Source organism: Methanospirillum sp. (genome assembly GCF_035560735.1).
GTDB lineage: Archaea > Halobacteriota > Methanomicrobia > Methanomicrobiales > Methanospirillaceae > Methanospirillum.
In genome coordinates this window covers 1-12,366 of the sequence record NZ_DATMYY010000237.1, presented here as the reverse complement: position 1 = coordinate 12,366, position 12,366 = coordinate 1, and the positions used below count along the sequence as shown (strand labels likewise).

The window sequence follows — 12,366 nt, the reverse complement described above, 5'->3', positions numbered from 1 at the left end:
GTATATCGTTATGCAGAAATAGCGACCAGGCAAATATCTGTCCATGGAGTTTGTCTGGGTTTCGACACCACAGAGTCAACGTTCATCAGGGTTTATTGCACTGATCATTGGAATAATTATTCTTCTCTTTGCTCCGTTTGTCACAAGTCTTATTGGAATAGTACTTTCTGCAATTGTACTGGTGATATCTGTTGGCATGATCATCTCTGGTGCGATGATGCGGGGAATTGGATTTGGGTTAGCCCTGCTTATCCTTGGTATTCTGGGGTTCTGTTTGGGCATTACCGCACTTGTCTCGCCTGATCTGGCTGTTTCAGTGCTTGGAATATTTCTCGGTGTCTGGATGTTTTTCCTTGGTGCTGGCCAGCTCCTGCTAGCTTCCCGCTTTTCAGCAGACAAACTCTATTATATTCTGGCCCTTTTTGGTGGAACCCTGACTGTTATTGTCGGTCTTTTTCTGCTTGTTTCACCGGTCCAGGGAATGCAGATTATGGTCTTCTTCGTCGGATGTTACCTTCTTATTTTTGGTCTTATGAGCCTCTTCAGACCCAGATGTATGTATTGAACTATTTTCATCAGGCACAGGAGGTGATAGATCCAGATCTCCTCCCCAGATGAAATCCTTGAGGATCGTTTGGAGTCTTGATCTGATTCTTGTTCTCGCTCCTCTTTTTGATGTTTGTTTTACCTGATTTGAAATGACCTGCTTTGATATATCTGATTCATCGATGGCTTTTTTTGGGATATGAAGATCAATGGGATAGAGCATGACCTCTATTGCTCTTCTCCTCTGGGTTTTATCCCGGGTTTTTATCCTGATTTTTTTCCGCGGCTGGCCGATACCTTCTCCCTTGAGCCTGTCCATTGTACTGACCCATCTCATCTCATCGACAAGGGTAATGTCATCCATTCCCTGAATGGATATTGGATGGATCATTTCAGAGTTCTCATCCTGGAGTTTTAGGTGTATTTGGATCTTCAAATCCCTTTTCGGATCATCTGACCGATGAATACATGCAATCCATGGTCTGGTGTATTGAATAGGCAGGTATCGCATACCTTTGCCTGATCCGAGAGTAAGAATACAGTTCTTTTTTGGAAGGAGAATCCGGGTTACGCGTTCAGGAGGGAGTGGGATGGTTACCCAGCGTGGTGGTTCTGCACGGGTAGAGGTTCGTGTTCGTGTTCGTCTGCGTCTGTTTCGCTCCTGTAGCAGTCCTGCTACTTTTGGAGCCATGAGTAAGAAAACGACAGGTGAAAGGTTTTTCTGTTTGGTGTAGATATAAAAATGCCCGGATTTTCGGTAATTAAGATTGCACCAGGGACACCCTTCAGAATTTGGAAGATACCAGTGGTCCGGATTTGAATCGCAACAGGCCAGTTGCTGGAACACCTGATCAAGTACTTTAAACCAGGTTTCGATTTTTTTATTATCCCTTGGATCTGCCTTGAGTTCTTGAAATTCTACATCAAAGAGATCGATGAGAGGTTTTGGAAGTGTCCTGATAGATGGGGCTTGTGGTGGTGGGCGAAGAGCAGGATCCTCATCACTCCATGGATAGAGACCTGCTGCCATTCGCCGTTCATGTGATCCTGCTCCGGTAGTACGGCTTCCTATTGCATGGAATGGGTGGTATCCATCCATCAACATTCTAAAGATGAGGATTGCAGGTGATACAATCTTCTTTAAATCAGACGAACCCTCTCCTGGTCTATTTGGAAGGATAAGTAATCTGATCGAGGCGTCAGGGCCAACGAATACAGTCCGTTCAGAGAGGTACACATCCCTGATGTCATGGTTTCTGGCTGACATGAGTGCAGCCATCAGGTTGCGGCAAGCAGCGAGGCGGCGGTTGAAGGAAAATTTTCCCTCAAATCTCTCTCGTCTACTTTCTGGATCGGCAGCCACATGCCATGGATGATATCTTCCTTGGTCAATTGCCTGAATTGTCCACCCTACTGGCAAGTTATCTCTGTACACAACCTGCAGCGGGACAACAAGCGACTTTGGAATCTCATGTGGATATGTTGCACCTAACTTTGGCAGATTGATCCCATTGTGAACAAGGAACACCTGTGTACCTGGCACAAATGAGGTGATGATCCCGGCTTCAGTACGAAATAATATCCCGCTCTTATCTGTTTTCAGTTTATTCGGATCACTCCACTTGTCAAGAGTAATCCGCGTATCTTGCTTTTGTTGATCAACTACCCTCTGCTTCGTTGTCTCCTGGTCTTTCTTCTCCCTGGGAATGAGTGAAGAAAGCATAGTTTCCCAATGTGCAGCACCAGGCCTTTTGTGAGGATCACGAAGCCCTGAAACAAATGTTTCCCTAAAAAGTGTCTGAAACGAAGATGGAAGAGAAGAATATGGGGGTGCATAATCTGGGGGAGATATTCCGGTGATTCGGCTCTCAAATGCAAAGTATCCGAGCAATATCTTATCTGTAGTTGCTGGTGCATCCCTGACGAGCGGGCCTTTGGCCTGAAATGGATGAACCCCGTCCATCATAAACCTGAAGATGAGAACAGCCAGCGCAAAATGATCACCATACAAACGATCACATCCCGATTCTGCAAACGATCCGTCCAGATGTTCAGGAGGGAGGTACTCACCTGTTCCAACCCGGCTCCAGAAAGTTCGTCTGCTGTTTTTGTCACGGATCTGAAATGAGTCTGTATCAATAAGAACAAGATCACCGCGTTTGTTGATGAGCAGGTTATTCTCCCGTAGATCACCAATTACATGCCCTGCTTTGTGAACACCTGCCACCAGTCTGGCAAGCTGTAGTGAAGCAACAATACGATTTTGGAGGTTTCTCTTCTCTTTTTCCTGTGGTTCATCATACCAGAGATGGACAGATCGATACTCATCAGGGATACGACGCATGATGTATCCGATGATCTTTCCCCCTCCTGGAAGATCAAAAAGAGGCGCCAGTGGCCAGGTCAAGAATTGCAGTAATTCATTGTCTGGAGGGGTAGCAATCATTGCCCGAATCTTCTCTTCGATCTCCTGTGTCCTTCGATGAGGATGAAAGATCTTGGCACACTTTGTTTCATCTTCAGCCAGAAAGTAGATCTCACCCTCCCCTCCTGCTTTTCCTGTTGAGATTAGGATGCATACCTTCCCACCAGGTTCATAGGCAGTGAGCCTGACACGTGGCTGCTGCCTTATAGATGTCCGAGGTTTTTTAACCTGTACCGGGGTGCGTCTTGCGGGAACGACATCAAGGGTGAGGATCTGTGTGCCGGCATTGGTGATGATTTGAACCGGAACGCTCATGCTCCTGTCAGATGTGAGCATCCGGGTATCAATTTTGAGCAGAATTTTTTTGCTTGATTCAACAGAGAAGATCGATGGCAGGATTTTTATCCAGGGAGCCGGTGCCGGGATAGTTCCCCTGAGGATTCCACGGCCTTCATTCTGAATCTTTAGTGTCTCTTCGATGATCCCCTTCTTATCCCATAAACACCTTATCCGGGATTGTGAGAGTTTCAACACTGGGCCATCTCCGCCTCGGAAGTTGACAGAGACAGGGACCTCAAGGTCTCCTCCTGTGCTTTTTATCCTGATTTTTCCTGTTGGCTGGTGTACTCCTGGTGCCTTTGAAGTATGGACTGTCACCTGAACTGCCTGAGCTTTTTGTGTCCAGAGTGTCCGGGTTTTGACTTCTATCCAGTCTGACTCGGATTCAATAGTTCCGCTAATAAGTCCGCTTCCCGTGTTGCGGACAATAAGATCAAAAGAGAAATTTTCCCCTTTTCTGAGGTTACAGAACTGGTACTGACGCTCATCAACTGTGAGGCATGGTTTTATTGCAGGCAGAGTATTGCATTCAACCCTGATCTTTACCGTTCCTCCGTTTGTAATAATGGTAACTGCGCCTTTTAGCGGGATATTTGGTGAGGCTCGTCCAGGTACAATCTCGATTCTAAAAGGAACAATAAAAGGTGTCTCAATACGGGGGTTAGGTATCCTGATCCAACTCACATCAGAAATTGCAGTTCCCTTGAGGATTCCTCCTCCGTCATTCATTATTGTGAGGATCTCAGTCTTTACACTGGGGATACTCCGAACCGGAATCAGGTCACGATCTACCTTGAGCCGTGGCGGGCTGTTACCGGTAAAGAGTGCAGCCATTGGTTATCCTTCAGGACTCTGCTTTGGGTATTTGCTCCCTGAAAATGACCACCAGGGTTTTATCATCACCTGAAAGTTCCTGCATTTTTCTGGAGGAGAGCAACGTGGTGATGTCAGATTCTGGATTCAGGTTTGCTGATATTTTTTTCTCAATAAATGAGAGCAGTGGGAGTATGAATGGTTCATGAGGCTGATAACTCCCTCCCCGTTTAATTGCAAGAGCTCCCTGGCACCCATCTGTTGCGATAATTACATGATCAATTTCAAAACAAGGAGTTATTCGTAACTGATTTTCCCAGTCTGATTGTGTGAGACTGGCAGTCTCGTTTGCATATTCGCTATCGCCTGGTGATGACAGGAGTAACGCCTGACCTTTCCTTGTGCCTACTGCAATGCCATCTCCGATATGTCCGAGGGTGATCCTCTCATCAGAATAAAAGGCCACGATCAACGTTGATGCGAACTCTGAAGGGTTAATCTCCCGTTCATTTGCTTCTTTAATGACCGCCTCTCGTGCCTTGAGAAATGCCTGTCTTATCCGTTCTTCAACTGCAATATCAGGATTTTCAAAATCAGCAATTACTACTTTTGATGCAGTATCGACTGCAATTCGGGCTCCTGCATCTGAATGCCTGGCACTTCCAAGTCCGTCAGCGACTGCAATTCCCCATATATTTTCTGAACACACAGCAGCATATGCGTCCTGGCATGGTTGATCAGACTGAATGTGTCTGTTTCCCCTGACAGAAGATCCAGATATTCTGATACTCATATACCTCTCCAGGATTTCAGGTTCTGCTTTAATACTGGCATTATGTGATTAGAGGGGAACTGAACCCCATCCGTCAGGTCCGGTTGGGTTTTCAAGGCTTATCTGCTCCCCGATACGTGAGTCTGATATCTTTGCAAGACTGCGGGAAAGCCAGAGGAACATGTCAGACCATTGTGCCTCTTTGAGCTGAAGTGGTGTACGGTTTGGGGGAGAGAGTTCACGCAGAACTGTCATATTGGCCTGATCAACTCCAAGTGCCCAGAATAGGAATTTCCTGTCTGCTTCACCGCCATGGATCACCTGGATCACTTCCTGCCATCTGGCGTCGCCCCGTGACATGTCTGTCGGTTGCCCGTCAGTAATCAGAAATATCCAGGGACGGTAATAATCAACTCCCGTTTCACGGTATTCAGCCTTGCGTTTCTCGATGATTGAAGCAGCTTCAAGTATGGCCGCTCCCATCGGTGTATACCCTCCAGCCTCCAGTTCTGGAGGTTCAAACTGACTAATTCCGGTGAATGGTTGAATAATTTCAACCTTCCTTCCAAAGGAGATGATCGCTAGATCAATTCGCTTAGCTGCAAGATCATCTTGAATGAGTTCATCTGACAGGATCTTCAGACCTTCATTCAGTTCAGCTATCTTTGCCCCTTTCATGGAAGCTGAGGTATCAAGGACGAGAACCGTCGCACAATGAGGATGCTGTGGGTACGGGATATCAACTAACTGCTCAAGGGTATCAGAATCCATCAGTATTCTCGTCAGCAGACAGGGTATATAATCCTGTGGCAAAACAAAGGTAAAATTTTCTATCGTTATGAGGGGAAATTATAAAATGTGACTCCTCTGGAATAAATATTAAGATATTATTATGCTTCTCATCATTTTCACAGATTATTGCAATTGAACAATATTGATGTATTGTGAAGATAGAACTAATAAGTAGTTTTCTGCTCCGGAGGTGGTATCTGTGGATTATGATTCAATAAATAGTGCTGACATGGCAGAGCAGGCACTCGCACAGGCTGTTGATGAGCACATCGAAAATAGCAAGGAAGTTATTGAGCATATTGAAAAACTTGAGGTGAAGATTCGTTCCTGGAATATGGAAGACATCAAAGAGTTCAAGGTGATGATCACCGAGATGCGTGCTCTTCTTCAGAAACACTTCCAGGTACAGATTGAGAATTTTATGAGCATGAATCGGATTCCCTCAGCAAAAGTTCCTGATGTTCTCAAAAAAACATATCGGATAGTTGGTGTTGATAAAAGGGGGTATGCCCTTTATGGTCCTGAAATGGATAAGATTGCACATATCAATAAGATCACAGAACATTATAAGCAGAAGACTGGTGCCTGCCAGCCCCAACCAACAAAGAAATAATCCATCATCCCTCCCTATTTTTTACACTTACAGACCTGCCAGTTTTTTGAGCAACATGCTAGTCCCAGCTTTGTCGAGCGGTTGATTGTCATTGCCACACTTTGGTGAATGTATGCATGCCGGACATCCTGATGCGCACTTACATTCAGTAACAAGGGTTGCAGCAATCCTGGATATATCCAAAAAGAGTTCAAACGCACGTTCTGCTAAACCTACTCCGCCTTCATATCCATCATAAATGTATATCGTTGCTGAGCCGGTCTGGTGATCTATAGCAGTAGAGAGGCCACCGAGATCCCACCGGTCACAGAGGACAAAGAACGGGGTCATGGCGATCAGGGCATGTTCAGCACCATGAAGTGTTCCTGGTATATCGCAAGACTCATCACTGATTTTTGTTATGGTGTCAGGGTCAAAAACCATCCAGAGTGCTGATGTTGTGAAAGTAATCGGTGGCAGGGTAAGAGGTTCAGATCCGATTGTTGTCTGCCTGATAATCTTACGATATCCATTACAGGTCTCTGATACCTCTACTTCACCTAGATGAAGCACAGCACCGGGAATACGTTTTGAGATTAATTCTTTTATGATTGTAACGGTGGTCTGCTGATTTGGCCGTGTGTAATATTCCACATCTGCTGCATCGGCAAGGATCCGGTGATGTTCGTGATCCCACCTGCTCACCAGGTATTTCTCACCCTGATGAATTATGACAGCCCCGGGGTGTGCTTCCCTGCAGGCCTGACCGAGATCCACTGTCTCAAGCACTCTCCCTCTCTCTTCGATCGTCCATGTTTCCCCTGTACCTGATAGAGACACCAGTTCAACCGCTCTTTTTCGCCCTGAATACACATAACCGCGATTTGTTTTTGTCAGCAGACCAGCATCGGTAAATGCGTCAATGTGTTCCTGTATGCCGTTTCCAAACCATTGCAAATCACTATCCGGATTGAGAGGGAGCTCTGCTGCAGCACAGAGAAGCTCCCCAGAGAGAATATAGGGATTTTTTGTGGTGATGATGGCATGTTCATGGGACGAGCCAAAGAACTCCTCCGGATGATCCATGAAATACTGATCGAGAGGATTTTGAAAGCTGACAAGAATTGCTAGTGAAGGACCTGCTCCTCTCCCTGCCCTTCCAGTCTGCTGCCAGGTTGACATCATGGTCCCGGGATAACCGGTCATTACAACTGCATCGAGAGATCCGATATCAATTCCCAGTTCAAGGGCGTTAGTTGATACAATACCTTTCAGTTCTCCACTTTTCAACCGCTGTTCGAGGTTTCTTCGCTCTTCTGGGAGATAACCTGCACGATAAGCAGCAATTTTATCGTTCCGGCTAGAGTTTCCTTCGTTCAAACGTTCCCTTGCCCATGTTGTTACCACCTCGGTCATCTTTCTAGAGCCGGTAAAGCAGAGTGTCTGAAGTTCGGCCTCAACGAGCGACGCAAGGAGTGTTGCACTCTCGGTATATACTGACTTTTCAGCAAATCCTCCGATGTACGGGTTATAAAGTATGAAGTACCTGACTCCTGCCGGTGCTCCTGACTTATCGATAACCTGAAAGTCGCGTCCGATGAGTTCTTTTGCAAACTCATGTGGGTTAGCCAGGGTTGCTGAAGAGAGGAAGAAGGTTGGGCGAGATCCATAATGTGCACAGATCCGAAGCAGCCTTCTTATCAAAAGTGCCATATGGCTCCCAAATATTCCCCGGTATTGGTGTGCTTCATCAATGATGATGTATTTCAGGTGTGAAAAGAAGACTGACCACTGGTGATGCCAGGGCAGAATATGATGGATCTCGTGCGGATTTGTAAGAACGAGACCAGCTTTGCTTCTGATAGCAGGTCTGTCGTGACGGGGAGTGTCACCATCATAGATGGCAGGATTAAAAGGGATTTTTGTTGCTTCACTTATTGTTTTTGCATTTGCAAGTTGATCTCTGGTGAGCGCTTTTGCCGGGTAGATAGCAAGAGCAGTGGACGAGGGATCCTGCATTCTCATGCGGCAGTATGGGAGAAGGAAAGCGAGTGTCTTTCCTGATGCCGTGGGAGTACATAGGATGGTATCCTGCCCTGAACTAACTGCATCAATGGCTTTTGCCTGGTGAGAATAAAGTCTGATACCGATATTGTTCAGGTATTTTTCAACAGGTTCCGGGAGTGGCTCAAGTAACTCTCCAAAAACAGCATCATGTCCGGGAATGACTTTAATGTGTGCTATGTAACGTGAAAACCTGGGGTTTTCTCCGATGATCTCAAGGAATTCAGCAACACTCACGTGCTTTACTCCTGAGAAGATTGAGGAGGAGGGGAAGGCTTGCTATATCCTGTTCATTATGTCTGACGATAGGCACTAGTGGACCACAGTTACCGGTTTCGCGGTACTTCATGTACCACTCAGGAACTAACATTCCGGGAAGATCAAATTCACGTTCAACACCCAGGAATTTTTGTTCAACTGTTGAAAGCCTGCAATCAGGAATCTGTTCCCTCCACATTCTCCGGGCGTAGTGGAGCAGGTCTATATGGGGGAGACTTGGGAGGGGATCGAACCCGTAGTATGCACATCGCTCATTCAGGTATGGGAGATCAAAACTTCTTCCGTTGTAACTTACCAGTGCATCGGCGCCACCCAGAAGTTCCCTGACCGCGGTCAATGCTGCTGGTTCCTCAGTAATATCCCTGAGTACAAATTGATGGATTGTCAGCCCTTTGGGACTAAGGCATCCGATGCCAAAGAGAATGACCGGTCTGCCAAAGATGCCCAGAGTTTCAAGATCCAGGAACCTGATCTTTTCAGGGGTAAATCCTTCTGACGCTATCAGGCCAAGGGGATGGGATGGGCCGAGCCGTGATCTGATCAGATGTGTTGCACTGGCTGGACCCGCATTCAGTACTTCCAGTACATGGGCAGCCTTACTTTGGTACCTGCGGTGGTGAAAAAGATCTGATATTGTTTTACATCCACGTTGCCTGAGGGTATTCTCTCCTTTTGGGCCGATACCCCTGACAAGCCTGAGCTCATTCAGAACTGCCTGATCCGGTTGATGATGTGAGGAGAGTTGCATTGGCCGTATATTCTGAACAAGGTAACATTCTCCGTCTTCGTTAATGATTGATGATCCCGGGATAGCATCTTCAACAGGAATCCCGGTATATTTGCGACAAAGTTCGCGATAGTATTGCCCAAAATGATTATAGGTAGATTCCCCGATCGCAGAGGCATGAAGCCCCATGCGAAATACATTGTCATGGGGGACTATCGCGTAGTCGGGTGAAGCAGTTATTCGTGCCTGCCACCTCTGGCTCACCGAGACGAGATCTGTTCCCTGCATCTACCGATACCTCATCGTAGTGGTATATAAATTAAGAAGGGCACAGGGTGAAAGTGAAAATCGATCAGATTCAAGTTCTTTTACACGGTTCTTTAGCCAGAATTCCTTTTACTGCATTTGACCCACTCTCGTATGCTGCAGTGAGTATCTTCGGGTTTCCGGCTATTCCACCATACCCATCCATATTTTTTGCGAGGATGTTTTCGCAGTAGGAAAACCCGAATATATTAAACAATGCGGTCATCATAGGAAAGGCAGTTGAGAAAACGTCATCCCGATCCATTCCCGCTGTTGAGAGAAAATAGCCCCTGTGGAGCTTCATTTTATCCTGGGGGAGTGGATGGGTTTTAAGTTTGTAATGTCTGACCCAGACATAATGGGCACGATCAATTAATCCTTTGAGTTCGGTAGTTATACCCATGGTGTAGATTGGGGATGAGATGGCCAGGCAGTCAGCGCTTATCATTAGCTCAAAAGCTGGGTGAACATCATCCTTTAGAATACATTCCCCGGTTTTATGGCAGGCATTGCACCCTTTACATGAAGAGTATGATAATTTGCTGAGAATAATTTTTTCAGTCTCTGCTCCTGCTTCTGCTGCACCTTTCAAAAAGGTATCAAGTAACATCTCAGTATTCCCATGCCTTCGAGGACTGCCAAGCACTCCGATAACTCTAATACTCCCGCTCATGCAGATAGCCTCTCCCTAAGTATAGAGATTATCTCAGAACCTTTCTTCATTGCATCTCTTTGTGCAGTCGAATGGTTCAGCACTGCCCCTTTCTCATCCACATGATTGATCATCAGATATTCAATATCGCGATCCCTGACTTCTATCACATGAAAAAAGCATTTCATCACAGGAATAGCGGCATCAAAAACATAACTCCAGTCCTGGCCGGCAGAGGATATAAAGAGTCCTAGTCGTTTTCCCTTCCGCTCAGGGGGAACAACCGGTAGTTTTAGTACATACTTGCGGGATCTAAAGACCTGTGCCCGGTCAATGAGTGCTTTTACCTGGGAACAAACACTCATACAGTAGATCGGTGATGATACAATGATGCAGTCTGCTTGTATGATCTGATCATGCAATTGATCCATGCCGTCACGGATAACACACCGATTCAATTTTTCACACGCATTACAGCCACGGCATGGCCTGATATCTACATCAACAAGGGTGATCTTTTGGACTGATACATCTGGTTGATTCACCATCGATGAAAGAACCCAGTCCATTAATTGTTCAGAATTGCCGTGTCTGCGAGGACTTCCAGAAATGGCAAGAACACTGATCCCCATATCATCCAGTGTTGGCGGTTACCAGATAAAAGAAGAGGGGTTAAGAGTCTTTGAAGCAGAGGTAAAAATCTTTATAATCGTATCCTTCAGTAATACGTTTTTCTGCCTCCTCGACAGTCTTTGGAGCTGGAACAATTACTTTATCCCCGGGCTGCCAGTTCGCTGGTGTTGCAACTCCTTCTTTGTCAGACTCCTGAAGAGCTTTTACTAATCTGACAATCTCTGGAATTGATCTCCCGTTACTGAGGGGATAGTAGATCATTGCCCTGAGTATCCCTTTATCATCAATGAAGAAGACAGTCCTCACTGTTGCTGTGCTGCTCTGGCCCGGATGAACCATTCCGTACAGAGTTGCAACTTTCATATCAAGATCCGCAATAACAGGGAAAGGGATCTCAGTGCCCATCTTCTCTTTGATATTTCTTATCCAGGCAATATGGGAGTGAACACTGTCAATGGATAGCCCGATGAGCTGAGTGTTCATAGCCTTGAGTTCATCATATACCTGGGCAAAAGCTATGAATTCCGTTGTGCAGACAGGTGTGAAGTCAGCAGGGTGGGAGAAGAGAACCACCCATTTTCCCTGGAGTTCTGACAGGGTAATGGTTCCCTGGGTTGTTAACGCTTCAAAATCAGGAGCCGGGGCCCCAAGAATGGGAAGGCTGATACAGTCGCATTCATACTCTTCATCACAATTCATTATCACATAACCTCTTCTTCAACGATCTTCCCGTTTACATATGCCGGCATGCCGGCTAGTAGGTACGCCACCCTCAGAGCTTCTTCAACTTCGTCCTTGGTTACTCCGAGGTTCTTGGCTCCAGCCATCTGTGCCCTGATAGCGTGCTGATCCCTCATTGAGGTAGCAATCGCTATAGCAATCAGCTTCTTGGTTTTACGAGATAGTGCCCCGTCATCCCAGATATACTGGTCGAGTTTGAGGATCATCTCATGTAAATCTGGATCGGTTTCGGCCAGCTTTTTGAAAACACGAGGTACTTTTCCGATCTTTGTTTCAAGATCATCAATTCCTGCTGTCATGGTATTACTCCTGCAGAACCATCGGTTCGCCACAGCAGATGAGTTCGCCGCCTCCGACTTCGGTAACTTTTACCACATTTCCGCAGATCTCGCATTCAAAGACCTGTCCTTCCGCTGATACATTAACCATTTATGTTCCTCTGGGGTGAGATATTCATAAGGCAATACCGGGAATCCTGCCGGGACAGGTCGAAGCGGGTTATGATCGCTTCGGGGGATGCGTTGCGTCTTCCGGAGTTTTTACGTCATCCCTGATATGAGTAATCGGGAAACAGTCGTACATCTCACATGCACATGCAGGACAGTGTCTCAGATCCTGTTCAGCGTCGGTCATCTCGTATGTCTTTCCGCAATCCACACAGACGTATTTTCCTGGGCCGACCTTT

At 46.3% G+C, this 12,366-nt stretch carries 13 protein-coding genes; 2 read left to right on the top strand and 11 right to left on the bottom strand.

Going from position 1 to position 12,366, the window contains the following annotated elements; genetic code table 11:
- Positions 1-43: 43 nt before the first annotated feature.
- Positions 44-565, top strand: coding sequence for a DUF308 domain-containing protein (locus VN429_RS06795; protein ID WP_325631282.1), 522 nt, complete (start codon positions 44-46; stop codon positions 563-565).
- On the opposite strand, the gene VN429_RS06790 is transcribed toward VN429_RS06795, so the two are convergent.
- Genes VN429_RS06790 through VN429_RS06780 form a run of 3 tightly spaced genes read right to left on the bottom strand, consistent with a single transcriptional unit; the run spans position 467 to position 5,666 of the window.
- Complete coding sequence (locus VN429_RS06790) at positions 467-4,144, bottom strand: hypothetical protein (RefSeq protein WP_325631280.1); 3,678 nt, start codon at positions 4,142-4,144, stop codon at positions 467-469. The genes VN429_RS06795 and VN429_RS06790 overlap by 99 nt on opposite strands.
- 10 nt (positions 4,145-4,154) lie before the next feature.
- Positions 4,155-4,916: a PP2C family serine/threonine-protein phosphatase gene (locus VN429_RS06785; RefSeq protein WP_325631277.1), complete on the bottom strand. Its 762-nt coding sequence runs from the start codon at positions 4,914-4,916 to the stop codon at positions 4,155-4,157.
- Positions 4,917-4,964: 48 nt separating this feature from the next.
- A complete protein-coding gene (locus tag VN429_RS06780; RefSeq protein ID WP_325631274.1) occupies positions 4,965-5,666 on the bottom strand; it encodes a vWA domain-containing protein in 702 nt (233 codons plus the stop codon).
- Between the two features lie 220 nt (positions 5,667-5,886).
- Between VN429_RS06780 and VN429_RS06775 the strand changes: the two genes are divergently transcribed.
- Complete coding sequence (locus VN429_RS06775; RefSeq protein WP_325631272.1) at positions 5,887-6,300, top strand: hypothetical protein; 414 nt, start codon at positions 5,887-5,889, stop codon at positions 6,298-6,300.
- A 27-nt stretch (positions 6,301-6,327) separates the two neighbouring features.
- Here VN429_RS06775 and VN429_RS06770 read toward each other — a convergent pair whose 3' ends face one another.
- The 8 genes from VN429_RS06770 to VN429_RS06735 all read right to left on the bottom strand — a co-directional run.
- Positions 6,328-8,580, bottom strand: coding sequence for a DEAD/DEAH box helicase (locus VN429_RS06770; RefSeq protein WP_325631270.1), 2,253 nt, complete (start codon positions 8,578-8,580; stop codon positions 6,328-6,330).
- Entirely contained in the window at positions 8,567-9,637 is a 1,071-nt protein-coding gene (locus tag VN429_RS06765) for a ribonuclease H-like domain-containing protein (protein WP_325631267.1), read from the bottom strand. The genes VN429_RS06770 and VN429_RS06765 overlap by 14 nt, the downstream gene beginning before the upstream one ends.
- Before the next feature lie 70 nt (positions 9,638-9,707).
- Positions 9,708-10,328, bottom strand: a complete 621-nt coding sequence (locus VN429_RS06760; protein WP_325631265.1) for a flavodoxin family protein — start codon at positions 10,326-10,328, stop codon at positions 9,708-9,710.
- The gene (locus VN429_RS06755) at positions 10,325-10,939 is read right to left on the bottom strand and encodes a flavodoxin family protein (RefSeq protein ID WP_325631263.1); all 615 of its coding nucleotides are present in this window, start codon (positions 10,937-10,939) and stop codon (positions 10,325-10,327) included. The genes VN429_RS06760 and VN429_RS06755 overlap by 4 nt, the downstream gene beginning before the upstream one ends.
- A 40-nt stretch (positions 10,940-10,979) precedes the next feature.
- A complete protein-coding gene (locus tag VN429_RS06750; protein ID WP_325631261.1) occupies positions 10,980-11,639 on the bottom strand; it encodes a peroxiredoxin in 660 nt (219 codons plus the stop codon).
- Positions 11,640-11,641: 2 nt separating this feature from the next.
- Entirely contained in the window at positions 11,642-11,980 is a 339-nt protein-coding gene (locus tag VN429_RS06745) for a carboxymuconolactone decarboxylase family protein (RefSeq protein ID WP_109969888.1), read from the bottom strand.
- Between the two features lie 4 nt (positions 11,981-11,984).
- Positions 11,985-12,110, bottom strand: a complete 126-nt coding sequence (locus VN429_RS06740; RefSeq protein ID WP_109969887.1) for a desulfoferrodoxin FeS4 iron-binding domain-containing protein — start codon at positions 12,108-12,110, stop codon at positions 11,985-11,987.
- A gap of 69 nt (positions 12,111-12,179) precedes the next feature.
- Positions 12,180-12,366: hypothetical protein (locus VN429_RS06735; RefSeq protein WP_325631257.1), on the bottom strand; the 187-nt coding region annotated here is incomplete at its 5' end.